Genomic DNA, 23,833 nt, shown 5'->3' on the forward strand with positions numbered 1-23,833 from the left:
CGCGGCCGGCGGAAAGTGGGGATTTGGAAGGCATCGCCGAAGTCTGTTAGGTTGAATATGCACACATGCGTGTGCGCGCGTGCGCACGCGGAAGCCGCAGAGTATAGAGAGCCCTCAGATGACAAAGACTTTGGTAATCGCAGAAAAGCCGTCGGTGGCCCAGGACATCGTCCGGGCCCTCACGCCGGTGGCCGGCAAGTTCGACAAACATGACGAGCATTTCGAGAACGACACCTACGTCGTGACCAGCGCCGTGGGCCACCTGGTCGAGATCCAGGCCCCGGAGGAATTCGACGTCAAGCGCGGCAAGTGGAGCTTCGCCAACCTGCCGGTGATCCCGCCGCACTTCGACCTCAAGCCGGTCGACAAGACCAAGACGCGCCTGAACGCCGTGGTCAAGCAGGCCAAGCGCAAGGACGTGACGCAGCTCATCAACGCCTGCGACGCGGGCCGCGAGGGCGAACTGATCTTCCGCCTCATCGAGCAGTACGCCGGCGGCAAGAGCCCGCTGGGCAAGCCGGTGAAGCGGCTGTGGCTGCAGTCGATGACGCCGCAGGCGATCCGCGACGGCTTCGACGCGCTGCGCACCGAGAAGCAGATGCAGGGCCTGGCCGACGCCGCGCGCTCGCGCTCCGAGGCCGACTGGCTGGTGGGCATCAACGGCACGCGCGCCATGACCGCGTTCAATTCGCGCGACGGCGGCTTCTTCCTCACGACCGTGGGCCGCGTGCAGACGCCCACGCTGTCGGTGGTGGTGGAGCGCGAGGAGCAGATCCGCAAGTTTGTTTCGCGCGAGTACTGGGAAATCCACGGCAGCTTCGCGGCCGAGGCCGGCCAGTACCCGGGCAAGTGGTTCAACCCCGACTGGAAGAAAGCCAACGCGCCACTGCTGGCCAACGGCGAGCCCGATGCCGAGCAGCGTGCCGACCGCGTGTGGTCCGAGCAGGAAGCCCGCGCCATCGCCGACGCCTCGCGCGGCAAGCCCGCCACGGTCACCGAAGAGAGCAAGCCCACCACGCAGGCCTCGCCCGCGCTGTTCGACCTGACCTCGCTGCAGCGCGAGGCCAACGGCCGCTTCGGCTTCAGCGCCAAGACCACGCTCGCGCTCGCGCAGAGCCTGTACGAACGCCACAAGGCGCTGACCTACCCGCGTACCGATTCGCGCGCGCTGCCGGAAGACTATCTGCCCGTCGTCAAGCAGACCATGGAGATGCTCGCCGGCAGCGGCATGAAGCACCTGGCGCCGTTCGCGCAGCAGGCGGTCGACGGCAACTACGTCAAGCCCAACAAGCGCATCTTCGACAACGCCAAGGTGTCGGATCACTTCGCCATCATCCCGACGCTGCAGGCCCCGAGCGGGCTGAGCGAGGCCGAGCAGAAGCTGTACGACTTCGTGGTGCGCCGCTTCCTGTCGGTGTTCTTCCCGAGCGCCGAGCACCAGGTGACCACGCGCATCAGCACGGTGGAGCAGGGCGGCAAGAAGTACCCCTTCCGCACCGACGGCAAAGTGCTAGTCAAGCCGGGCTGGCTCGCCATCTACGGCAAGGAAGCCCAGGACGACGAGAAGGAAGACGACAAGGACGGCAAGCGCCTCGTGCCGGTGAAGCCGGGCGAGATCGTGCAGAACGAGTCGGCCGACCTCAAGGGCCTGAAGACGCGCCCGCCCGCACGCTATTCGGAAGCCACGCTGCTGGGCGCCATGGAAGGCGCCGGCAAGACCATCGACGACGACGAACTGCGCGAGGCCATGCAGGAAAAGGGCCTGGGCACGCCAGCCACGCGCGCGGCCACCATCGAAGGGCTGATCGCCGAGAAGTACATGCTGCGCGAAGGCCGCGAGCTCATCCCGACCGCCAAGGCCTTCCAGCTCATGACGCTGCTGCGCGGCCTGGGCGTGGAAGAACTGTCCAAGGCCGAACTCACGGGCGAGTGGGAGTACAAGCTGGCGCAGATGGAGAAGGGCGCGCTCAGCCGCGACGCCTTCATGCGCGAGATCGCCGAGATGACGGAGCACATCGTCAAGAAGGCCAAGGAGTACGACCGCGACACCGTGCCCGGCGACTACGCCACGCTCGCCACGCCCTGCCCGAACTGCGGCGGCGTGGTGAAGGAAAACTACCGCCGCTACGGCTGCACCGGCAAGAGCGGCACGGGCGAGGACGCCTGCGGCTTCTCGTTCGGCAAGTCGCCGGCCGGGCGCACCTTCGAGGTGGCCGAGGCCGAGCAGCTGCTGGCCAACAAGCACATCGGCCCGCTCGAGGGCTTCCGCTCCAAGGCGGGCTGGCCCTTCACGGCCGAGATCATCCTCAAGTACGACGGGGAAGAAGCCAAGAACTGGAAGCTCGAGTTCGACTTCGGCGACGACAAGAACGAAGACAGCGGCGAGATCGTCGACTTCAGCCAGCAGGACACCGTGGGCCCGTGCCCGGTCTGCGGCGCGCCGGTGTTCGATCACGGCAGCAACTACGTCTGCGAGAAGTCGGTGCCGACGAACGAGCAGCCGACCCCCAGCTGCACCTTCAAGACCGGCAAGATCATCCTGCAGCAGCCGGTCGAGCGCGACCAGATGGAAAAGCTGCTGGCCACCGGCAAGACCGACCTGCTCGACAAGTTCGTCTCGATGCGCACGCGCCGCGCCTTCAAGGCCTTCCTCACGTGGAACGCCGAAGAAGGCAAGGTGACCTTCGAATTCGCACCGCGCGAAGGCGGCAGCAAGTTCCCGCCGCGCAAGACCTTCGGCAAGCCGGCCGCCAAGACCGCGGCGGCCAAGAAGGTCGCGGCGAAGAAGACGCCCGCCGCCAAGAAGGCACCGGCCGAGAAGAAGGCAGCCAAGCCGCGCAAGCCGGGCGCGGGCCTCAAGCCCAGCGACTCGCTGGCCGCGGTGATCGGCGCCGAACCGGTGGCGCGCACCGAGGTCATCAAGAAGCTGTGGGACTACATCAAGGCCAACAACCTGCAGGACGCGACCAACAAGCGCGCGATCAACGCCGACGCCAAGCTGAAGCCGGTGTTCGGCAAGGACCAGGTGACGATGTTCGAACTCGCGGGCATCGTGGGCAAGCACCTCTCGGCGCCCGACGCGGCCTGACGACGCATGCAGCGCCGACACCTCGCCGCCGCCCTGTGTGCAGCGATGCTGCTGGGCAGCGCGGGCCTGGCCCAGGCCGCCGCGTGGCCTGACAAGCCCGTCAAGCTGGTCGTGCCTTTCCCACCGGGACAGGCCACCGACATCTTTGCCCGCGCGCTCGCCGAACAGCTCGGCAAGCGGCTGGGTCAGCCCGTGATCGTCGACAACAAGGCGGGCGCGGGCAGCAACATCGGCACCGAGTTCGTGGTGCGCGCGCCGCCCGACGGCTACACGCTCGTGGTGGCGGGCAGCGCGATGGCGGTGAACCAGACGCTCTACGCCAAGCCGGGCTTCGACCCGCGCAAGGACCTGGTCGGCATTTCGCTCATCGCGAAGGTGCCGCTGGTGTTCCTGGCCACGCCCGAAAGCGGCATCCGCACGCTGGCCGAGCTCACGGCGCGCGCCAAGGCCGAGCCCGGCAAGCTCAGCTACGCGAGCGCCGGCATCGGCGGCACGCAGCACCTGTCGGGCGAGATGGTCAAGTCGGCGGCGCATGTGTTCATCACGCACATTCCGTACCGGGGCAGCGGGCCGGCGCAGGCGGACTTCCTGGGCAACCAGGTGCCGCTGATGGTCGACTCGGTGACGGCCGCGCTGCCGCACATCAAGGCGGGCAAGGCGGTTGCGCTGGCGGTGACGTCGGCCACGCGCTCGTCGCAACTGCCCGAGGTGCCCACCGTGCGCGAGAGCGGCGTGGCCGGCACGAAGAACTTCGAAGCCGTCGGCTGGCTCGGCCTGATGGCACCGCGCGGCACGCCGCCCGAGATCGTGGCGCGGCTGAACCAGGAAGTGACCGACATCCTCAAGAGCGAGCAGATGGCGCGCTTCATCCGCGACCGGGGCTCCGAGCCGGCGCCCACGAGCGGCGCCGAATTCGACCGTTTCGTGGCGAACGAGATCGGGCTCTGGGGTGCGGCGGTGAAGGCTTCGGGCGCCAAGCCCGAGTAGCCCCTGCTCAGTTCTGCGCGACCGGCGGCAGCACGGTCGCTTCCCCGCTGCGGTCGACCTCGGCCAGCAGCCAGTGGCGGAAATGGTCGAGCGTGGCCAGCTGGCCGCGCCCCTCGGGGTAGCAGAACCAGTAGCCCTCGCTGCCCCGGTAGCCGCCGTTGGGCAGCGGCTCTTCCACCAGCCCCGACGTGATTTCGTCCTGCACCAGGCAGCGCGGCACCAGCGCCACGCCCATGCCGGCCATGACGGCGCGGATCATGGTCTGGAACTGGTCGAACTGCAGCCCGGCCAACGGGTCGAGCCCGCGCACGCCGTGCGCCTCGCTCCAGTGCAGCCACGACTGCGGCACGCTCACATGGCGCAGCAGGGTGCAGCGCGCCACGTCCTGCGGCGTGCGGATGGGGGCCTCGGCCTGCGCGGCGCGCGGGGCGATGAGCGCCACGTCCTGCCCCGCGAGGTAGTGCGAGCGCGCACCGGGCCAGTGGCCGTCGCCGAACAGGATGGCGCAGTCGAGCTCGGGCCGTTCGAAGTCGTAGCCGTGCACGAAGGGCACGAAATGCAGCGTGATCTGCGGGTGCCGTTGCTGGAAATCGGGCAGGCGCGGAATCAGCCACTTGGCGCCGAAGGTGGGCAGCGTCGACAGGTGCAGCGCACCGCCGCCGTCGCCGCTGGTGATGAGCTCCAGCGTGGCCGCCTCCAGCTGCGCCAGCAGGGCGCGCACCGCCTTTTCGTAGCGCTCGCCGGCGGGCGTGAGCGCCAGGCGCTTGCGGCTGCGCTCGAACAGCGGCGCGCCGATCCAGCGCTCGAGCTCCTGCACCTGCTTGCTCACCGCGCCCTGCGTGAGGTGCAGCGCCTCGGCCGCGCGCGACACGCCACCGAAGCGCACCACGGTGGAGAAGGCGCGCAGCAGGTTCAGGGGCGGGTTGAGGCGTCGCAATGGCATGGGGGAGCCCATCAAGTCATTCCAGATTGGAATGATATCGGGTATATCCTTTGCTTCAGGTGAGCTGCAGCTTTGCACATTCACTCATCGTTCCATTGGAAGAACCCTCATGCAACGTCGTCATTTCCTCTCCACCCTGGCTGCCGTTTCTTTCGCCCCAGGAATATCCTTTGCCCAAGGCAAGCCGATCCGCCTGGTCGTGCCCTTCCCGCCCGGCGGCGCCACCGACATCACGGCCCGCGTGCTCTCCGAGCCCCTGGCCAAGATCCTCCAGCAGCCCATGGTGATCGACAACCGCGCCGGCGCGGGCGGCTCGATCGGCATGGCCGAGCTGGCACGCGCCACGCCCGACGGCCTGAGCTTCGGCGTGGCCACGCTGTCCACGCACGGCGTGAACCCGGCCGTGTACCAGAAGCTGCCCTACGACCCGATCAAGGGCTTTGCCGCCGTGACCGAGCTGGTGAAGGCGCCGGGCGTGATCGTCATCAACCCGGCCGTGCTGCCGGTCGGCAGCTTCGCCGAGCTCGTGAAGTACCTGAAGGCCAACCCCGGCAAGGTGTCGTACGCGTCGCCGGGCAACGGCACCATCGGCCACATGTGGGGCGAGCTGTTCAAGAGCAGCACCGGAACCTCGATGGTGCACATCCCCTACCGCGGTGCGGGCCCGGCCATCAACGACGTGCTCGCGGGCCAGGTGCCGGTGTACTTCGACCAGGTGGCCTCGTCGCTGCCGCACGTGAAGGCCGGCAAGCTGAAGGCGCTGGCCGTGTCCTGGAGCGGCCGCCTCGACGTGCTGCCCGAAGTGCCGACCTACGGCGAACTGGGCTACGCGGCCAGCAACGACCCCTCGTGGTTCGGCATGATCGCGCCCGCCGGCACGCCGCCCGAGCTGGTGCTGCGCATGCAGCAGGCCGTGGCCACCGCGCTGAAGGACCCCGCGGTGCGCGAGCGCCTCGCGCTGCAGGGGCTGTATGCCTCGGGCACCACGCCGGCCGAGTTCACGAAGCAGATCGCGAGCGAGATCGAGAAGATGAAGAAGGTGGCCGCCTTCGCGCGCATCCGATTGGACTGACCGACACCGCCTATGCATCCAGTCCTGAAACTGATTCAAACCCGCGCCCAGGTGACCAGCGTCGCCGGGCACACCCCGCTGGTGCTGGACTCCCCGCACAGCGGCACCGTCTACCCCGAGGACTTCCGGCCCGTGTGCGAGCTCGCCACGCTGCGCCGGGCCGAGGACACCCACGTCGAGAAGCTCTACGCCTTCGCGAGCGACATGGGCGCCGCCTGGATCGAGGCGCACTTTCCGCGCAGCTACCTCGACGCCAACCGCGACATGACCGAGGTCGACACCACCATGCTCGACGGCCCGTGGACCGACCCGGTGTCGACCGACCCGCGCGTGCTGTCCAAGGTGCGCCTGGGCAAGGGCCTGATCTGGAAGCTCACCGACGAGGGCCTGCCGATCTACGACCGGCCGCTCACGGTGGCCGAGGTGCGCCAACGCATCGACCAGTGCTGGCGCCCGTACCACGCGGCGGTGGCCCAGGCCATCGACGAGGCGCATGCGCGGCACGGCTACAGCATCCACATCAACTGCCACTCGATGCCGGCCATTGCGGGCAGCCACGCCACCGACTTCCCGGGGCTGGCGCACGCGGACTTCGTGATCGGCGACCGCGACGGCAGCACGGCCGACCCGGCGCTGTCGCACAAGTTGTGCGAGCACCTGCGCGCATGCGGCTACAGCGTGGACTACAACCACCCGTACAAGGGCGTGGAGCTGGTGCGCCGGCACGGCAACCCGGCGGCGAACCGGCACAGCATCCAGGTCGAGATCAACCGCAAGCTCTACATGGACGAGGCCACGCTGGCGCTCGACGAAGCCGGCGCTGCGCGGCTGCAAGCCGACCTGCGTTCGATGGTCGAGATGCTGCTGGCGACCGACCCGCGCGTGGCAGGCTGAACGACGCCGCCCCTGCAGGGGCTGGTGTCTTTGTTACAGGGCGGCCGGGGGCCCCGGCCTATAGTGGGACGTCCTTAGTTCTCTGGAGTCCTGCCGTGAAGTCGATCCTTGCCGCCCTCGCCGTCCTTGCGACCGGTCTGCTGGTCTCGGGCTGCGCCGGCACCGCGCCGTCGCCGTCTTCGTCCTCCTCCACGTCTTCATCGGGCAGCGGCGTGACGGTGTTCGGCACCATCGACGCCGGCGTCAGCGGCACGACGAACAAGTCGTCGCGCTGAGCCAGAGCCTCAGGCGACCGTCGCCAGGTAGCCCCGCAGCGCATCGCGCAACTGGCGTGACAGCGTCTGCAGGTCGGGCCGCCCGCCCGTGCCGATGTGGGTGTGCGCGACCAGGCCGTAGATGATGGTCTGGCACACGCGCGCCGCTTCCTTCTTCTGCGGGGCGTCGGCCTTCACGTCGCCCGCCGCGTCGAGCACGCCCACCCATTCGGCCACGAAGCGGTCGTACATCTTGCGGTAGGCCTCGGGGCTGGAGAGGTGGCGCTCCAGCAGGTAGTGCGCGCCCCAGGCCACGGGCTGCGTGCGGTGTGCGTCGAGCTGCGCATCGATCACCGCGTCGACGATCTCGCGCCACGGTCGGCCTTCGTTCGTGGCCACGACCGCGCGCATGTCCAGCAGCAAGGCCTTGGAACGCAGGTGCAGGCACACGCGCGCCAGGTCTTCCTTGTTCTCGAAGTACTCGTAGAAGCTGCCCAGGCCCGTGCCCGCCACGGCCACGATCTCGCGGATCGTGATGGCGGCGTAGCCCTTCTCGACCAAAAGCCGAACAAAGGCTTCCTGCAATGCCTGCGAGGTGTGGCGCGCACGGGACTGGCGCGGCTTCCTCCTCGGGGCGGCGGCGGGTGCGCGGGCGCCGGTCATGGCCGCCGAACCCGAACACCTTGGGGGCGGGTTGTTCCTAGAATTTTTGATCCCATCGAAAGGCATTCTGCAATGACCTCGCCCGACCGCGCCCCCGAGACAACGCCCCCCGCCGTCTACACCGGCGAGGGCGACGCGTGGCTACCCGACACCCTCTCGCGCGGCCCCTGGGACCCGCGCGCGCAGCACGGCGGCGCGCCTGCCGCCTTGCTCGCCCACATCGCCGAACGCGCGGCGCCCGGCCCCGGCTGGCAGCTGGCGCGGCTCACGCTCGAGCTGGTGAAGCCGGTGCCGGTGGCGCCGCTGGTCACGCGCACGCAGTCGCAGGCCTCGCGCGCCACGGTGCGCGTGGGCATCGACCTGCTCGCGGGCGACACGGTGGTGGCCCGCGCGCATGCGCTGCTGCTGAAGACCTCGCCGCTGACCTTGCCGGCGAACCTGCCCGCGGGCGACGCGCCGCGCGAACTGCTGCCGCGGCCCGAAGACTGCACCGAGCGCCTGCGCATTCCCGGGCTGCCCGACGGCCTCTCGTTCCACCAGACCGCCGTCGAGTCGCGCCTGGCGCAGGGCGACATCGCGCAGCCCGGCGCGGGCGCCGCGTGGTTCCGGCTCGCGGTGCCGCTGGTGCGCGGCGTGGCCACCTCGCCCGCGATGCGCGCGGCGGCGGCGGCCGACTTCGGCAACGGGCTGAGCTGGGTGCTGTCGCCCGCCGACTTCCTGTTCTCGAACGCCGACCTCAGCCTGAACCTGTTCCGCGTGCCTGAGGGCGAGTGGATCGGCCTCGCGACCCAGACGCTGGTGGTGCGCGAACGCGCCGCCGCCACCTGAACACGCCCCTCTTTCACCGCTTCACGGAGACAACGCCATGACCATTCCCGGCATCCACCCCGACAACCAGGTCCCCGAGCTCAAGGACTACAACGTCTACACCAGCGACCCCGCGCTGCGCGGCGCGGTGGGGCGCGGCGGCGCCGCCTGGCGCGACGACGAGCTGGTGCGCCAGGGCGCCGAGTACGGCGCCGAAGCCACGCTGCGCGCCGCCGAGGACGCCAACCGCCACGAGCCCGAACTGCACACGCACTCGCGCACCGGCACGCGCATCGACAGCGTGCAGTTCCATCCCGCGTGGCACACCATGATGTCGATCGCGCGGCGCAACGGCATCGCCAACCTGCCGTTCTTCGACGAGCGGCCCTCGGCCTGGGTGGGCTACGGCGCCTCGCTGTACATGCACAGCCAGATCGAGTCGGGCTCGACCTGCCCGACCACCATGACCAAGGCCTGCATCCCCGTGATGCGCCGCAACGCCGCGCTGTACGCCGACCTGCGCGACAAGCTCGCCTCCAACGTGCACGATGCGCGCGACATCCCGCTCGAGGGCAAGACCTCGATGACCGTCGGCATGGGCATGACCGAGAAGCAGGGCGGCAGCGACGTGCGCACCAACACCACGCGCGCCGTGCCGGCCGGCCAGGGCCCGTGGGGCGAAGAGTTCCTCATCACCGGCCACAAGTGGTTCTTCTCGGCGCCGATGTGCGACGGTCACCTGGTGCTGGCCAAGACCGACGAGCACGGCTCCTCGTGCTTCTTCGTGCCGCGCTGGCGGCCCGACGGAACCAAGAACGCGATCCACATCCAGCGCCTGAAGGACAAGGTCGGCAACCGCTCCAACTCCAGCAGCGAGGTCGAGTTCAAGGAGGCCTGGGGCGTGCTCGTGGGCGACGAGGGTCGCGGCATCCCGACCATCATCGAGATGGCCACCGTGACGCGGCTGGACTGCGCGCTCGCCAGCGCCGGCTTCATGCGCCAGGGCTTCGCGCAGGCGCTGCACTACACGCGCAACCGCTTCGCCTTCGGCAAGGCGCTGGTCGACCAGCCGGTGATGACCGAGCTGCTGGCCGACATGGCGCTGGAAACCAAAAGCGCCACGCTGCTGGCGATGGAGCTGGCCTCGCGCTTCGGCTCGCCCGCGCCGCTGGACACCGCCTGGCGCCGCCTGCTCACGCCCGCCGCCAAGTTCTGGAACTGCAAGCGCGCGGTGGCGCTCACCGGCGAGGCGATGGAGGTGTTCGGCGGCAACGGCTATGTGGAAGACGGCCCGATGGGCCGCCTGTTCCGCGAGGCGCCCGTCAACTCGATCTGGGAGGGCTCGGGCAACGTGATGTGCCTGGACGTGCTGCGCGCCGTGTCGCGCAACCCCGACGACGCGCACCTCGTGCTCGACCACCTGCAGGAAGTGACCGCCGGCGAAGCGCGCCTGCAGGCCGAGGTGCAGGCCCTGCGCCAGATGGTGCAGCTCGCGCCGCAGGACCTGGAACGTCAGGCGCGCCGCTTCACGCAGCGGCTGGTGCGCGCGGCACAGGCCGGCCTGATGCTGCAGCACGCGAGCCCGCTCGCGGCGGCGGCCTTCGTGTCGAGCCGCTTCGATCCCGACTGGGGCCCGGTGACCGGCATCAGCGCCGGCACCAGCGACCCCGGCGCGTTGGTGCGCGCGGCCTGGCACTGAGCACGCGGAGACGACACGGATGGATTTCGTTTCCCTGCTCGACCAGCACGCCCGCACCCAGCCTGCGCACGAATGCCTGCGCGCCGCAGGCCGCACCTGGACCTACGCCGAGTTCGCCGACCTCTCGCGCCGCGCCGCCACCGTGCTGCGCGACCAGGGCGTGGGCCCCGGCGACAAGGTCGCGCTGCTGTGCTTCAACACGGTCGGCTTCGTCGCCGCGATGTTCGGCGCCTGGCGCCTCGGCGCGGCCGTGGTGCCGGTCAACCACAAGCTGCAGGCGCCGGAGATCGACTACGTGCTGGCGCACGCCGGCGTGCGCCTGTGCGTGGCCGACGGCACGCTCGCCACGCAGGTCGCCGCGCGCATCGCGCACCACTGCGACTGGCTCGCGACCGACAGCGCCGCCGACGGCCTGCCGATGTTCGACGCGCTGATGGCGCAGGCCGCACCGCTGGGCGACGACGCGCCGGCGCCCGGCACCGACACGCTGGCCCAGGTGCTCTACACCTCAGGCACCACGGGCAAGCCCAAGGGCTGCCTGCACAGCCACCGCAACGTCTTCATGGCGGCGGTGTGCACGGCGGCGGGCATGTCGCTGTCGCGCAACGAGCGCACGCTGGTCGCGATGCCGGTGTGGCATTCGTCGCCGCTCAACAACTGGCTGCTGGGCACGCTGCTGATGGGCGGCACCGTGGTGCTGCTGCGCGAGTACGCGCCCAAGGCCTTTCTCGACACGCTGGCCGACGAGCGCATCACCTTCACCTTCGGCGCGCCCATCGCCTTCCTGGCGCCGCTGTCGGTGGTGCCCGATGTGCAGCGCTACGACTTCAGCGCGATGCGGCTGTGGGCCTACGGCGGCGGCCCGCTCGGTGCCGACATGGCGCGCAAGCTGGCCCACAGCTACCGCAGCGACCGCTTCGTGCAGGTCTACGGCATGACCGAGTCGGGCCCGCTGGGCACGGTGCTCTACCCGGAAGACGCGATCGCCAAGGCCGGTTCGATCGGCCGTGCGGGCGTGCCCGGCGTGGCGATCGAGGTGCGCCACCCCGACGGCCGGCGCTGCGGCGCGGGCGAGGTCGGCGAGATCCACCTGCGTTCGCCGGCCGTGATGCAGGGCTACCTCGACAACCCGCAGGCGAGCGCCGAGGCCTTCGACGCGCAAGGCTGGTACCGCACGGGCGACCTCGCGCGGGTGGACGAGGACGGCTTTTTGTTCATCGTCGACCGGCTGCGCGACATGATCATCACGGGCGGCGAGAACGTCTATTCGAAGGAAGTGGAAGACGCGCTGGGCGCCCACCCCGACGTGCAGGACGTGGCCGTCATCGGCCGCCCGCACCCCGAGTGGGGCGAGACCGTGACGGCGGTGCTGGTGGCGCGCGGCGGGCGCGCACTCGAGGCGCGCGAGCTGGTGCGTTTTCTCGAAGACCGGCTGGCGCGCTACAAGATTCCGCGCATCTTCGAAGTGCGCGAGAGCCTGCCGCGCACGGCGACGGGCAAGCTGCTGAAGCACCTGTTGCGCGACGCGGCGTGAGCGTTGGGCAGTGCGGTCGTTGATCGGCCGCACACCAGCGCTGCTTCCCGTGCGCAGGACACTGGGTGCTTCCCGCAGCGAAATCAAGGAGGAGGCCGCAGGCCGGGGGACATTCGCGGAGGGAAGTACCCGGTGGCCTGCGCACGCGCCCCGAACCGCAGCGCCGTCAGCGCCGCAACAGCGCCTGCCGCAGCAACCGCGCCGCCCGGTTGCGAATCCGCCCCTGCATCTCGCGCATGCTGGTGCGCGGCGCCACGCGGGCGGTGGCGCAGGCCCACAGGAAGTCGTGCAGGATCGGCGTGTCGTCCACGGTCTCGGTGCTGCCGTACTTGTGAAACTCGGGGTGCCACTGGGTCGCCGCGATGTAGCCGCGCCCCTTCTCGGGCCGGCGGCGGATGGCCTCGGGCACGCGGTCGGGCAGGCTCCAGGCCTCGATCTCGAAGCCGGGCGCGAGCCCCTTGATGCCCTGGTGGTGGATGCTGTTGACGCGCGCCGTGCGCACCTCGGGGTACAGCTTCGCCAGGCGCGTGCCTTCGACGATCTCGATCTGGTGGAAGTTCTGGTCGTAGGTCACCGGGTCGCGGTGGCGCACCGTCTCGGGGTGGCCGTGCTGCTCCTCGATGTCCTGGTAGAGCGTGCCGCCGAAGGCCACGTTGATCAGCTGCAGGCCCCGGCACACGCCGAAGATCGGCTTGCCGGCCTGCTCGAAGGCCTCGACCAGCGCAAGGTCGTACAGGTCGCGGATCTGGTCGCCGATCCACGCGTCTTTCAGGGGCTCCTCGCCGTAGCTGCCGGGCCAGACATCGGCGCCGCCGTGCATCACCACGCCGTCGAGCCACTCGGCGTAGTGCGACAGCTTGGTGTCGCCGCGCGCCGTCTCGCCCGTGGGGCAGGGCACCATCACCACCATCGCGCCGGCCGACATGAGCCAGTGGGCGATCGATTGTTCGACGTACTGCAGCGTCTTGTTCGTGAAAAGCGAGCGGGCCGGGTCGGCGTGCGAGAAGCAGGCGGACAAGCCGATCTTGAGCCGGGCGGCGACAGGCTGAGACATGTCGATGGGTTCCCTGTGGACAAAGTTCATTGTGCGCCCATCGAACTTCGGTCGTGTGTCAGCCGAACCCCCGAAGTATGCTGTGCGGCGCATCAGGAGACACGCATGAAGACGATCAAGGGGCCGGGCATTTTCCTGGCCCAGTTCGCGGGCGACACGGCCCCGTTCCACTCGCTCGACGCCATCGCCGGATGGGCCGCGGGCCTCGGCTACAAGGGCGTGCAGATCCCCAGCTGGGACACGCGCCTCATCGACCTCAAGCGCGCCGCCGAGAGCAAGACCTACTGCGACGAGATCAAGGGCACGTTGGCCGGCCACGGCCTGGAGATCACCGAGCTCTCGACCCACCTGCAGGGTCAGCTGGTCGCGGTGCACCCGGCCTACGACGCGGGCTTCGACGGCTTTGCGGCGCCCGAGGTGCGCGGCAACCCCGTGGCGCGCCAGCAGTGGGCGGTGCAGCAGCTGCACCACGCGGCCAAGGCCTCGGCCAACCTCGGGCTCGCGGCGCACGCGACCTTCTCGGGCGCGCTGGCCTGGCCGTACCTGTATTCGTGGCCGCCGCGCCCGGCCGGCCTCATCGAGGAAGCCTTCGACGAACTGGCGCGCCGCTGGCGCCCGATCCTCGATGCCTTCGACGCCGTGGGCGTCGACGTGGGCTACGAGATCCACCCCGGCGAAGACCTGCACGACGGCGTGAGCTACGAGATGTTTCTGGAGCGCGTGAACAACCACCCGCGCGCCTGCCTGCTGTACGACCCGAGCCACTTCGTGCTGCAGCAGCTCGACTACCTGGCCTACATCGACCACTACCACGAGCGCATCAAGCTCTTCCACGTGAAGGACGCCGAGTTCAACCCGACCGGCAAGCAGGGCGTGTACGGCGGCTTCCAGAGCTGGATCAACCGCGCCGGGCGCTTCCGCTCGCTGGGCGACGGGCAGGTTGACTTCAAGGCCATCTTCTCGAAGATGGCGCAGTACGACTTCCCGGGCTGGGCGGTGCTCGAATGGGAGTGCTGCATCAAGCACCCGGAAGACGGCGCGCGCGAAGGCGCCACCTTCATCCGCGACCACATCATCCGCGTGGCCGACCGCGCCTTCGACGACTTCGCGGCCGGCGGGGCGGACGTGGCGGCCAACCGGCGGATGTTGGGAATCGGCTAACTCGTCGAGCGGATCGCGTCGTCGAGTATTTCGAGGCCGCGGTCGATTTCCTCCGGCTTCACATTCAGCGGCGGCGCGATGCGCCACACGGCCGCCATGCCGCCGACGGCCACGATGTTCATGCTCAGGCCGCGCGCCATGCAGGCGTCGGTGATGGCGCGGCCGCGCTCGGCGTCGGGTTCGCGGGTCTCGCGGTCTTTCACCAGTTCCACGCCCTGCAGCAGGCCGTGGCCGCGCACGTCGCCGATCACCTCGTGCCGCGCCTTCAGCGTGGCCAAGCCCCGGCTCAGCCGCTCGCCCATGGCGGCGGCGCGCTGGTTGAGCCCTTCTTCCTCGAGCACGTCGAGCACCGCCAACCCGACCTCGGCCGGCAGCGGGTCGGACACGTGCGAGGTGACGTGCACGAAGCCCTTCTCGTGGCAGTCCTGCTCGATCGCCTCGCTGGTGACCGTGGCACCGATCGCCAGGCCGCCGCCCAGCGTCTTCGACACGGTAAGGAAGTCGGGCACCACGCCCGCCTGCTCGAACGCGAAGTTGCTGCCCAGGCGGCCGAAGGCGGTCTGCGCCTCGTCCAGGATCAGCAGCATGCCGCGCTCGCGGCACTTGGCCTGCAGCTTCGGGAAGTAGCCGGCGGGCGGCACGATCACGCCGCCCGAACTCAGCACTGGCTCGGCGATGAAGGCCGCGAGCGAGCCGCTGGACTGCGCGTCGACCATGTCGAAGCCGACATCGAGGCAGGTGGTGTCGCAGGCATCGCGGCAATGGCGAATGGGGCAGCGGTAGCAGTTCGGCGCGGGGATCGACATGGTGCCGGGCTTGCGCGGCCCGTAGTCGACGTGGTGCCGGCCCGCGAAGGTGAGCGCGGCCATGCCGCCGTTCACGCCGTGCCAGCCGCCGTTCAGGCCCACGATCTCGTAGCGGCCGGTGGTCACGCGGGCCATGCGCGCGGCGGCTTCGTTGGCCTCGCCGCCGGTGGACAGGAACAGCGATTTCGACAGCGACGGCGGCAGCATCGCCGCCAGCCGCCCGGCCAGCGCCGGCACGGCCGGCCCGACGAAGCCGCTGTACAGGTGCAGCGCGCCCTCGCAGGCCTTTTCGATCGCCGCGACGATGCGCGGGTGGTTGTGGCCGATGGTGGCGCACATCTGGCCCGAGGTGAAGTCGAGGATCTCGCGCCCGTGCGCATCCCACAGCGTGGCGCCGCGCGCCTTGACGATGACATGCGGGCTCAGCCCCATGCCGTAGCGCACGAGGTGCTTGCTGACCACGGGGTCGTAGGTTGCGCCTTCGGCCATCGGATGCTCCTTGTTCGTCGGGGGAGCCCCAGCGTAGCCATCGGCCGCGAAATCCGGTGTCGTTGTGCGGGCCCGAAAACGAAGCCGATTGCGCGCACCTTGCGCCACACTGGCGGCACCATGAAAACCGGCACCCTCGATCGCATCGACCAGTGCATCCTGGCCGAACTGCAGGCCGACGCGGGCCTGCAGAACCAGACGCTGGCCGAGCGCGTGAACCTCTCGCCTTCGGCCTGCCTCAAGCGCGTGCAGCGGCTGCGGCGCGCGGGCGTGATCCGCGAAGAGGTGGCGATCCTCGATGCCGCGCGCGTGGGCTTTCCGGTGCTGGTGATCTCGCGCGTGTCGCTGCGCAGCACCACGCGCGAGGCGATCGGGGCCTTCGAGCGCAAGGTGCATGCGCTGCCGCAGGTGCTGCAGTGCCACTGCGTGGCCGGCGAGACCGACTTCGTGCTCGTGATCTGCGCGCGCTCGCTGCCCGACTACCAGGCCTTCGCGCAGGAGCAGCTGGGCGACGCGCTGGAGCTGGAGAACTACTCGAGCGACATCGTGCTGTCGACCACCAAGTTCACGACGCGGTTGCCGCTGGACAGCGCCTGAGGGCGCCGCCGCTACAGCAGGCGCACCAGCCGCCGGATGGCACCGTCGATCTGCGACTCGGCGATCAGGCCGAAGCCGAAGGCCAGGCCGTTGGGCGCGTCAGGTGCCTCCGGGTCGAGCGCGAAGCGCGACAGCGGCGGCAAGGTGATGCCGGCCGCCGCGGCGCGCTCGACCACCACATGGTCGCGCGCGCCGCCGTGCAGCCAAGCCGACAGGTGCAGGCCGGCGTCGGACGGAATCGCCTCGAGCCGGCCCGCGCCGTGGCGCGCCAGTGCGTCGAGCAGGGCGCTGCGGCGTGCGCCGTAGAGCTTGCGCATGCGGCGGATGTGGCGCGCCAGATGCCCTTCGGCAATGAAGGCCGCGAGTGCCTCCTGCCCGAGCACCGGGCCGTGCCAGTCGGCCAGCTCGCGCGCCCGCACCAGCGCCGCGCGGGCCCAGGGCGGCGCCACCACGAAGCCCAGGCGCAGGGCGGGGAACAGGCTCTTCGAGAAGGTGCCGACGTAGAACACCGAGCCGGCGCGGTCGAGCGTCTGCAGCGCATCGAGCGGACGGCCGGCAAAGCGGAACTCGCTGTCGTAGTCATCCTCGATGAGCACGGCGTTGCGCGCCCGCGCAAAGGCCAGCAGGGCGGCCCGGCGCGGCGGCGACATCGCCACGCCGGTGGGGAACTGGTGCGAGGGCGTGACGCAGACCACGCGCGCCTCGGGCGGGATGCGGTCCACGCACAGGCCTTCGTTGTCGGTCGGCACCGTGACCACCTTCGCGCCGGCGGCCAGCATGGCCTCGCGCAGCGAGGGATAGAACAGCTGCTCGACCGCCACCACCGTGCGCCCCGGCACCACCAGGATGCGCGCGAGCAGCCCGAAGGCCTGCTGCGCGCCGGCCGTGACCACGATGTCGTCGGCCGTGCAGCCGACCGCGCGCGTGAACGACACGTGCGCCGCAATGGCCTCGCGCAGGGCGCTCTGGCCCTGCGGGTCGGCGTAGTCGGCGGTCTGGCGCGCCACGCGGCGCAGCGCGCGGTCGGACAGGCGGCGCCAGATGTCGAACGGAAAGGCGCCGACATCGGGCAGGCCGACGCGGAAGTCGTCGCGCGCGGCCCGCGGCTGCAGCGTGGGGGCGAGGTCGGCGCCGGGCACGTTCAGCGGCACCAGCCGCGGATCGCGCCGGGGCGCGGCGCCCGCCTCCTTGGGCGCGGCCCGGCCGCGCCGCAACGCGGGCAGCGTGTCGGCCACGTAGGTGCCGGAGCCCGGGCGCGCCAGCAGGTAGCCCTCGCTCAGCAGCAGGTCGTAGGCCGCCAGCATGGTGTTGCGCGACACGCCCAGCCGCTGCGCCAGCGCGCGCGTGGCGGGCAGGCGGGCGCCGGGCTGCAGCCGGCCGTCGAGGATGGCGTCGCGCAGCTGGCGGTGCAGCGCGCGCAGCAGGTCGCGCGAACCGGCGGTTGGCAGGCGCAGGGCAAGCTCGAAAAGTGGCTCCATGATCTTTGCCGATTGTGGTTCTTTTGAAGAGCCGCATGCAATCCTATTCTGGAGGCCTTGGAACACCCACCCATGGAGTCCTTCACCATGCACACCGCTCCTGAAACCTCACCGCAACCGCCCGCCGAACGCCTGCCCCTGGGCCTGGCCTGGCTCGCGCTGGGCGCCTTCGCCATCGGCACCGAAAGCTTCATGGTCGCCGGCCTGCTGCCGGTGCTGGCGGCCGACCTGCAGGTCAGCGCCGCGCGGGCCGGCCAGCTGGTGCTGCTGTTCGCGCTGAGCTATGCGATCGGCTCGCCGCTGATGGCCGCGCTGCTCGCGCGCTTCGGGCGCCGCCCGCTGCTCATCGCCAGCCTGGCGACGTTCGCGGGCCTCACGGCGGCGGCTTCGATGGCGCACGGCATCGCGCAGCTGGCCCTGGCGCGCATCGCGCTCGGGCTGGTGGCGGGCGTGTTCCTGCCGACGGCCAGCGCGGTGGCGGCGGCAATGGTGTCCCCCGCGCTGCGCGGCCGGGCGCTGGCCATCGTGACCGGCGGCGGCACCGTGGCGGTGGCGCTCGGCGTGCCGCTGGGCGCCTGGATCGCGGGCTGGGGCGGCTGGCGCACGGCCTACCTGCTGATCGCCGCGGTGGCGGCGCTGGCCACCTGGGGCCTGTGCGTGGGGCTGCCGCGCACGCTGGCGCAGGCCCCGGCCCAGGACCCGGCCGATCTGGCCCCCCGTGCCTCGGCCTTCGCCGTGGCGCGCGAGCCCGGCGTGGCGCCGGCGCTGCTGGCCACCGTGCTGTGGGCCACGGGCGGCTTCAGCTTCTACACCTACATCGCGCTGTTCCTCGGCCACACGCTGGGCTTCGGGGCCGAGGGCGTGGGCGCGGTGTTCTTCGCGATCGGCTTGGCCGCCGCGCTGGGCACCGCGACCGGCGGCTGGGCCACCGACCGTTTCGGCGCCGACCGCATGGCGCGGGGCTTCGCGCTGGCGCTGGTGGTGATCATGGGCGGGCTCTCGTTCGCCGCGCAGATGCTGCCGCGCGGGCTGGCGCTGCCGCTGATCGTGGGCCTGTCGACGCTGTGGGGCTTCGCCGGCTGGGGCTTCGGGCCGGCGCAGGCGGTGCGGCTGATCCGGCTCGCGCCCGATCGTGCGCCGATGACGCTGTCGCTCAACGCCTCGGCGGTCTACCTGGGCATCGCGGCGGGCTCGGGGCTGGGCGGCGCGACCATCGCGTGGTTCGGCGTGAGCGCGGTGGGCTGGGTGGGCGCCGCCGCCCAGCTGGCGGGGCTGGTGCTGCTGTGGCGCGCGGCGCGGCGGGCCCGGTCGGCCGCGCCTGCGGCGTCGACGGCGCCGGCCTGCGCCTGAGTCCACGGGCGGTTGCTATATTTTCAATAGCTACCTTTGCAGGATGGATGGCCCTTCGGGGCCTTTTTCATGCGGGCGTTGTTTTTAAGACAAGCAACTGTCATGCCCTGCAAGCTATAATGTCGGGTTCGTTTCGATACCACGACGAAGAATTTCGTCACCCCCGCCGGCCGATCTGCGTTGCCATCTGAATCCGGGATCCAGGATTCATCAGGCTTCTCGTTTCCAGCCCTCGGGCCACGCCGGCTTTCACAGTGTGTTGGAGCGCCAGACCGGGCGCCCATGAATGCCACCACTGCCTTCGTTCCTGTTGAAGCGAATCGCGCGTGCGGCGCGTCCGTTCTCACTAATTTTTCGGCATTGCGCGCCCCGCACCGGCACGCAGCGCCCCAGGCTTCATGGACACTTTCGCAACAGCATCGCGGTGGGCAGGTTTCTGCTTCCCGCACCGCAACGACAGATTCCTGGACGCCGGCTGACCCGCCGGCCGACTGAAACCAACACGCCCATCTTCATCTCCAACACACATCGAACGATTCAGAGGTAATCACACATGCCCAAGGAAGAACTGATCGAAATGAACGGCGCAGTGACCGAAGTCCTGCCCGACTCGCGCTACCGCGTCACGCTCGACAACGGCCACCAGCTGATCGCCTACAGCGGCGGCAAGATGCGCAAGCACCACATCCGCATCCTGGCCGGCGACAAGGTCTCGCTCGAGCTGTCGCCCTACGACCTGACCAAGGGCCGCATCACGTTCCGTCACCTGGAACGCCGCGGCCCCCCGCCGACCAACTCGGGCAACAACACGCCCCGCCGCTGAGCGACGCCCGGCCGGCCTTGCAGAGCGCCCTCCCGGAGGGGGCCCTGCAAGGCCTTTGTCTTTTCCGGGCCGTCACTTTTTCCCTCTTGCGTTTTCCTGTCTGTCTGTCTCCGGCTGCCGAACGATGAACTCCACCACCTCCCCAGCCGGCGGCCTCCAGGCCGAACCCCACGGCTTTGCCACGCTGGCGCTGTCGCCCCAGATGCTGGCCAACCTCACCCAGCTCGGCTACACGCAGATGACGGCCATCCAGGCCGCCGCGCTGCCGCCCGCCCTGCTGGGCAAGGACCTGATCGCCCAGGCCAAGACCGGCAGCGGCAAGACCGCCGCCTTCGCGCTGGCGCTGCTGTCCAACCTGAACCCGCGCCGCTTCGCCATCCAGGCGATGGTGCTGTGCCCCACGCGCGAGCTGGCCGACCAGGTCACGACCGAGATCCGCCGCCTGGCGCGCGCCGAAGAAAACATCAAGGTCGTCACGCTGTGCGGCGGCGTCGCGCTGCGCGGGCAGATCGCCAGCCTGGAGCACGGCGCGCACATCGTGGTGGGCACGCCGGGCCGCATCATGGACCACCTGGAGCGCGAGAACCTCGACCTCTCGGCGCTCAACACGCTGGTGCTCGACGAGGCCGACCGCATGCTCGACATGGGCTTCTTCGACGACATCGTGAAGGTGGCGCGCCAGTGCCCCAAGGAACGCCAGACACTGCTGTTCTCGGCCACCTACCCCGAAGGCATCGCCAAGCTCGCGCAGCAGTTCATGAAGAACCCCGAGCAGATCACGGTGCAGGCCCAGCATGAAGGCAGCAAGATCCGCCAGCGCTGGTACCAGGTGAAGGACAGCGAGCGGCTGCACGCCGTGAGCCTGCTGCTGGACCATTTCCGTCCCGTGAGCACGCTGGCCTTCTGCAACACCAAGCAGCAGTGCCGCGACCTCGTCGACGTGCTGCAGGCACAGGGCTTCAGCGCGATGGCGCTGTTCGGCGAGCTGGAGCAGCGCGAGCGCGACCAGGTGCTGGTGCAGTTCGCCAACCGCAGCTGCTCGGTGCTGGTGGCCACCGACGTGGCGGCGCGCGGCCTGGACATCGCGCAGCTCGAAGCCGTGATCAACGTCGACGTGACGCCCGACTCCGAAATCCACATCCACCGCGTGGGCCGCACCGGCCGCGTGGGCCAGCAGGGCGGCTCGGAAGGCCTGGCGCTGAACCTGGCCAGCATGAACGAGATGGGCTTCGTCGGGAAGATCGAGCTGCTGCAGGGCCGCGAGTCCGAATGGCACCCATTGGCCGAGCTCACGCCCGCCAAGGGCGCACCGCTCACGCCGCCCATGGCCACGCTGCAGATCGTGGGCGGGCGCAAGGAAAAGATCCGCGCCGGCGACGTGCTGGGCGCGCTGACCGGCGACTGCGGCTACACCAAGGACCAGGTCGGCAAGATCAACGTCAACGAGTTTTCGACCTATGTCGCGGTGGACCGCGGCATTGCCGAAGAAGCCGCCCGCAAGCTCGGCAACGGCCGCGTGAAGGGCAAGAGCGTCAAGGTGCGCCTGCTGACACCGCAGTCCACCTGACATCCCTCCCATGCTCTTGTTTGGGCGCTTGGCAGACGAAATCTGCCGATGTGGCCTAATCGGGGGTCGAACATCTTTTTTATCCGAGCTTTCCATGCCCAAGAAAATCCGTACCGAAGCCGACCGTCTTGCCAGCCCGAAGCCGACGCCCATGCCCGGCTACACCGTGCCGCGCAACGGTGGCGGCCAGAAGATCAGCCTCGAGCGCGGCACCGCCACGCGCAGCAAGAAGAACCCGGGCAAGCGCCCGAGCAAGGGCGGCTGATCCAGCCCCCGCGGCTCTTTCTTCGGAGCCACGACGAACGCGCCCCCGGGCGCGTTTTGTCATTGGGGCCTGCCCTGCATCACGCGCCGCCATGTCCGACGACAACCAGATCTACATCCCGCCCTCGTTCTTCGCGGTCTACAGCGACGCGCGCCAGCGCCTGCGCGAGCCGATCGACGTGGTGCGCGCGCGCTACGAGATCTGCGAAGACCTCGCCGGCCACCTCGTGGGCCATGCGCAGATCCAGCACCACACCGAGGTGCCGGTCGAAAGCGAGATCCTGCGGCGCATCCACGCGGGGCTGGCCACGCCCGAATCGGGCGTGTCGGTGCCCGAGGCCGGCTGGATCGTGCAGCGGCTGGCCGAGCTGCTGGGGTGGGAAGCGCCCGAGATCGCCGAGCCGGCGGGCGACTAGCCTGCGCGCAGCTCACCGCGCCGCGAACCGCTCCAGCAGGAAGTCGACAAAGGCGCGCGTCTTCGCCGCCAGGTGACGCGACGGGTACACGGCGTACACCGGCGTGCGGTCGGCCTCCCAGTCGGCGAGCACGGCTTCGAGCCGGCCCGCTGCCAGCTCCGGTTCGACATAGATGCGCGGCACCAAGCTCAGGCCGAAGCCCGCGAGCATGGCGTCGCGCACGGCGATGCTGGAGCTGACCTTGTAGCGCCCGTCGATCGGCACCGCCACGCTGCGCCCGGCGCGGCGGAAGGTCCATTTGTTCGCGTGGCCCGACAGGGTGAACTGCACGCACTCGTGGGCCTTCAGGTCTTCGGGCGCGGCGGGCCGGCCGTGGGCTGCGAAGTAGCCGGGCGCGCCGCACAGCACGTGGGTCATGGTCATGAGCTCGCGCGCGACCAGGCTCGAGTCTTCCAGCCGGTCGCTGCCGCGGATCGCGAGGTCGTAGCCCTCGCCGATCAGGTCGATGCGGGTGTCCTGCAGGTTCAGCTCGAGCCGCAGGTTGGGGTGGCGGTCCATGAAGGCGGGGATGTGCGGCGAGATGCAGGTCAGCGCAAAGGTCAGCGGCGCGCTCACGCGCAGCACGCCGCCCGGGCTCGCCCCCACGGGCGCCAGCGCGGCGTCGGCCTCGTCCAGGTCGTCGAGGATGCGCGCGAGCCGCTCCACGTAGGCCGCGCCGGCCTCGGTGAGGCTCATGCTGCGCGTGGTGCGGTTGATCAGCCGCACCTTCAGGTGCGCCTCCAGCTCGGCGATGTTCTTGCTGACGGCCGCGGCCGACAGCCCCAGCTGCCGCGCGGCGCCGGCGAAGCTGCCCGCCGCGGCGGTGGTGCGAAAGACCTTGAGGGCGGTGAGATGGTCCATGGGCCGGCGCTCGATTGACGACTGTCAGTAAAGAACCAATTCATTATTCGAGCATTCACAACCACAGGTCAACGGCCTAGATTCGAGCCATGACCTCCAACAACCGCACCACCGACGTCCTGCTCACCGCGATCGCGCCTGCGGTCTGGGGCAGCACCTACATCGTGACCACCGAGCTGCTGCCGGCGAACTACCCGCTGACGGTGGCGCTGCTGCGCGCGCTGCCGGCGGGCCTGCTGCTGATGCTCATCGTGCGCCAGCTCCCGCCCCGGGCGTGGTGGGGGCGCATCTTCCTGCTGGGCGCGCTGAACTTCTCGGTGCTGTGGGCGATGCTGTTCCTGGCCGCCTACCGGCTGCCGGGCGGCGTGGCGGCCACCATCACTTCGGTGCAGCCGCTGTTCGTGGTGTTCCTGGCCGGCCTGCTGCTGGGCGCGCCGGTGCGCGCGCTGTCGGTGGCGGCGGCCGTCATCGGCATGGGCGGGGTGGCGCTGCTGGTGCTCACGCCGAACGCCGCGCTCGACGCGCTGGGCATCGCCGCAGCGCTCACGGCGGCGGTGTCGATGGCCTTCGGCACGGTGCTCAGCCGCCGCTGGCAGCCGCCGGTGTCGGCGCTGACCTTCACCGCCTGGCAGCTGACGGCCGGCGGCCTGCTGCTGCTGCCGGTGGCGCTGTGGCTGGAACCGCCGCTGCCGGCGCTCACGGCGATGAACTGGGTCGGCTTCGCCTGGCTCGGCCTGATCGGCGCCGCGCTCACCTACATCGTGTGGTTCCGTGGCGTGGCCCGGCTGGAGCCCTCGGCGATCGCGCCGCTGGCCTTCCTAAGCCCGGTGACGGCCGTGATCCTGGGCTGGGCCTTGCTGGGCCAGAGCCTCTCGGGCTGGCAGATGGCGGGCATCGGCATCGTGATCGCGAGCATCTGGCTGAGCCAGCAGGCGCAGCGCGGTGCGCAGCCGGTGCCGGCGGTGCAGCCCGCACCGAGTCGCTGAG

22 protein-coding genes are annotated in these 23,833 nt (G+C 70.1%); 16 read left to right on the forward strand and 6 right to left on the reverse strand.

The genetic code is table 11. From position 1 onward, the window contains the following. Positions 1 to 118 precede the first annotated feature (118 nt). Positions 119 to 3,088, forward strand: coding sequence for a DNA topoisomerase III (locus ACAM52_RS33230; protein WP_070063301.1), 2,970 nt, complete (start codon positions 119 to 121; stop codon positions 3,086 to 3,088). 6 nt (positions 3,089 to 3,094) lie between these two features. Continuing rightward, the gene (locus ACAM52_RS33235; protein WP_369645664.1) at positions 3,095 to 4,075 is read left to right on the forward strand and encodes a tripartite tricarboxylate transporter substrate binding protein; all 981 of its coding nucleotides are present in this window, start codon (positions 3,095 to 3,097) and stop codon (positions 4,073 to 4,075) included. Positions 4,076 to 4,082: 7 nt separating this feature from the next. Here the strand turns inward: ACAM52_RS33235 and ACAM52_RS33240 are convergent, their stop codons facing one another. Then, on the reverse strand, positions 4,083 to 5,018 hold the full coding sequence (locus tag ACAM52_RS33240) for a LysR substrate-binding domain-containing protein (RefSeq protein WP_369645665.1): 936 nt from the start codon (positions 5,016 to 5,018) through the stop codon (positions 4,083 to 4,085). A 109-nt stretch (positions 5,019 to 5,127) separates the two neighbouring features. On the opposite strand from ACAM52_RS33240, the gene ACAM52_RS33245 reads away from it, so the two are divergent. The 3 genes from ACAM52_RS33245 to ACAM52_RS33255 all read left to right on the forward strand — a co-directional run bounded on the left by ACAM52_RS33245 (position 5,128) and on the right by ACAM52_RS33255 (position 7,259). Further along, positions 5,128 to 6,090: a tripartite tricarboxylate transporter substrate binding protein BugE gene (locus ACAM52_RS33245; protein WP_369645666.1), complete on the forward strand. Its 963-nt coding sequence runs from the start codon at positions 5,128 to 5,130 to the stop codon at positions 6,088 to 6,090. A 12-nt stretch (positions 6,091 to 6,102) separates the two neighbouring features. Further along, positions 6,103 to 6,984, forward strand: a complete 882-nt coding sequence (locus ACAM52_RS33250; protein ID WP_369645667.1) for an N-formylglutamate amidohydrolase — start codon at positions 6,103 to 6,105, stop codon at positions 6,982 to 6,984. A 95-nt stretch (positions 6,985 to 7,079) separates the two neighbouring features. Then, complete coding sequence (locus tag ACAM52_RS33255; RefSeq protein ID WP_062480395.1) at positions 7,080 to 7,259, forward strand: hypothetical protein; 180 nt, start codon at positions 7,080 to 7,082, stop codon at positions 7,257 to 7,259. 9 nt (positions 7,260 to 7,268) lie between these two features. Here the strand turns inward: ACAM52_RS33255 and ACAM52_RS33260 are convergent, their stop codons facing one another. Next, positions 7,269 to 7,901 (reverse strand): TetR/AcrR family transcriptional regulator, encoded by a 633-nt coding sequence (locus ACAM52_RS33260; RefSeq protein ID WP_095948351.1) that lies wholly within the window; start codon positions 7,899 to 7,901, stop codon positions 7,269 to 7,271. 72 nt (positions 7,902 to 7,973) lie between these two features. Here ACAM52_RS33260 and ACAM52_RS33265 point away from each other — a divergent pair, with 72 nt between their 5' ends. The 3 genes from ACAM52_RS33265 to ACAM52_RS33275 are packed head-to-tail and all read left to right on the forward strand — an operon-like array spanning position 7,974 to position 11,941. Continuing rightward, positions 7,974 to 8,729, forward strand: coding sequence for an acyl-CoA thioesterase domain-containing protein (locus ACAM52_RS33265; protein ID WP_369645668.1), 756 nt, complete (start codon positions 7,974 to 7,976; stop codon positions 8,727 to 8,729). A gap of 37 nt (positions 8,730 to 8,766) precedes the next feature. Next, complete coding sequence (locus ACAM52_RS33270) at positions 8,767 to 10,407, forward strand: acyl-CoA dehydrogenase family protein (protein WP_369645669.1); 1,641 nt, start codon at positions 8,767 to 8,769, stop codon at positions 10,405 to 10,407. Positions 10,408 to 10,426: 19 nt separating this feature from the next. Next, positions 10,427 to 11,941 (forward strand): class I adenylate-forming enzyme family protein, encoded by a 1,515-nt coding sequence (locus ACAM52_RS33275; RefSeq protein ID WP_369645670.1) that lies wholly within the window; start codon positions 10,427 to 10,429, stop codon positions 11,939 to 11,941. A gap of 166 nt (positions 11,942 to 12,107) precedes the next feature. Here ACAM52_RS33275 and ACAM52_RS33280 read toward each other — a convergent pair whose 3' ends face one another. After that, a complete protein-coding gene (locus ACAM52_RS33280; protein ID WP_062480404.1) occupies positions 12,108 to 12,995 on the reverse strand; it encodes a gamma-glutamyl-gamma-aminobutyrate hydrolase family protein in 888 nt (295 codons plus the stop codon). A 105-nt stretch (positions 12,996 to 13,100) separates the two neighbouring features. Here ACAM52_RS33280 and ACAM52_RS33285 point away from each other — a divergent pair, with 105 nt between their 5' ends. Next, complete coding sequence (locus ACAM52_RS33285) at positions 13,101 to 14,156, forward strand: sugar phosphate isomerase/epimerase family protein (RefSeq protein WP_369645671.1); 1,056 nt, start codon at positions 13,101 to 13,103, stop codon at positions 14,154 to 14,156. Here ACAM52_RS33285 and ACAM52_RS33290 read toward each other — a convergent pair. Next, positions 14,153 to 15,451, reverse strand: a complete 1,299-nt coding sequence (locus tag ACAM52_RS33290; RefSeq protein ID WP_369645672.1) for an aspartate aminotransferase family protein — start codon at positions 15,449 to 15,451, stop codon at positions 14,153 to 14,155. The two genes, ACAM52_RS33285 and ACAM52_RS33290, sit on opposite strands and share 4 nt — an antisense overlap. A gap of 120 nt (positions 15,452 to 15,571) precedes the next feature. Here ACAM52_RS33290 and ACAM52_RS33295 point away from each other — a divergent pair, with 120 nt between their 5' ends. After that, positions 15,572 to 16,048 carry an Lrp/AsnC family transcriptional regulator gene (locus ACAM52_RS33295; protein ID WP_159274176.1) on the forward strand — a complete coding sequence of 159 codons (477 nt, stop codon included), beginning with the start codon at positions 15,572 to 15,574 and terminating at the stop codon, positions 16,046 to 16,048. Positions 16,049 to 16,059: 11 nt separating this feature from the next. On the opposite strand, the gene ACAM52_RS33300 is transcribed toward ACAM52_RS33295, so the two are convergent. Beyond that, the gene (locus tag ACAM52_RS33300) at positions 16,060 to 17,526 is read right to left on the reverse strand and encodes a PLP-dependent aminotransferase family protein (RefSeq protein ID WP_369645673.1); all 1,467 of its coding nucleotides are present in this window, start codon (positions 17,524 to 17,526) and stop codon (positions 16,060 to 16,062) included. An 87-nt stretch (positions 17,527 to 17,613) separates the two neighbouring features. Between ACAM52_RS33300 and ACAM52_RS33305 the strand changes: the two genes are divergently transcribed. The 5 genes from ACAM52_RS33305 to ACAM52_RS33325 all read left to right on the forward strand — a co-directional run bounded on the left by ACAM52_RS33305 (position 17,614) and on the right by ACAM52_RS33325 (position 21,946). Then, complete coding sequence (locus ACAM52_RS33305) at positions 17,614 to 18,876, forward strand: MFS transporter (protein WP_369645674.1); 1,263 nt, start codon at positions 17,614 to 17,616, stop codon at positions 18,874 to 18,876. 553 nt (positions 18,877 to 19,429) lie between these two features. Next, positions 19,430 to 19,699, forward strand: coding sequence for a translation initiation factor IF-1 (infA, locus tag ACAM52_RS33310; protein ID WP_062482563.1), 270 nt, complete (start codon positions 19,430 to 19,432; stop codon positions 19,697 to 19,699). A gap of 124 nt (positions 19,700 to 19,823) precedes the next feature. After that, the gene (gene dbpA, locus ACAM52_RS33315) at positions 19,824 to 21,266 is read left to right on the forward strand and encodes an ATP-dependent RNA helicase DbpA (protein WP_070063311.1); all 1,443 of its coding nucleotides are present in this window, start codon (positions 19,824 to 19,826) and stop codon (positions 21,264 to 21,266) included. Between the two features lie 94 nt (positions 21,267 to 21,360). Beyond that, entirely contained in the window at positions 21,361 to 21,531 is a 171-nt protein-coding gene (locus ACAM52_RS33320) for a hypothetical protein (RefSeq protein ID WP_167395080.1), read from the forward strand. A 91-nt stretch (positions 21,532 to 21,622) separates the two neighbouring features. Continuing rightward, positions 21,623 to 21,946, forward strand: coding sequence for a hypothetical protein (locus ACAM52_RS33325; RefSeq protein ID WP_095747332.1), 324 nt, complete (start codon positions 21,623 to 21,625; stop codon positions 21,944 to 21,946). Between the two features lie 12 nt (positions 21,947 to 21,958). Here the strand turns inward: ACAM52_RS33325 and ACAM52_RS33330 are convergent, their stop codons facing one another. Then, entirely contained in the window at positions 21,959 to 22,846 is an 888-nt protein-coding gene (locus ACAM52_RS33330) for a LysR family transcriptional regulator (RefSeq protein ID WP_369645675.1), read from the reverse strand. An 89-nt stretch (positions 22,847 to 22,935) separates the two neighbouring features. Here ACAM52_RS33330 and ACAM52_RS33335 point away from each other — a divergent pair, with 89 nt between their 5' ends. Continuing rightward, positions 22,936 to 23,832, forward strand: coding sequence for an EamA family transporter (locus ACAM52_RS33335; RefSeq protein WP_369645676.1), 897 nt, complete (start codon positions 22,936 to 22,938; stop codon positions 23,830 to 23,832). Position 23,833 lies beyond the last annotated feature (1 nt).

This window comes from Variovorax sp. V118, assembly GCF_041154445.1.
In the GTDB taxonomy this organism is placed as follows: Bacteria; Pseudomonadota; Gammaproteobacteria; order Burkholderiales; family Burkholderiaceae_C; genus Variovorax; species Variovorax boronicumulans.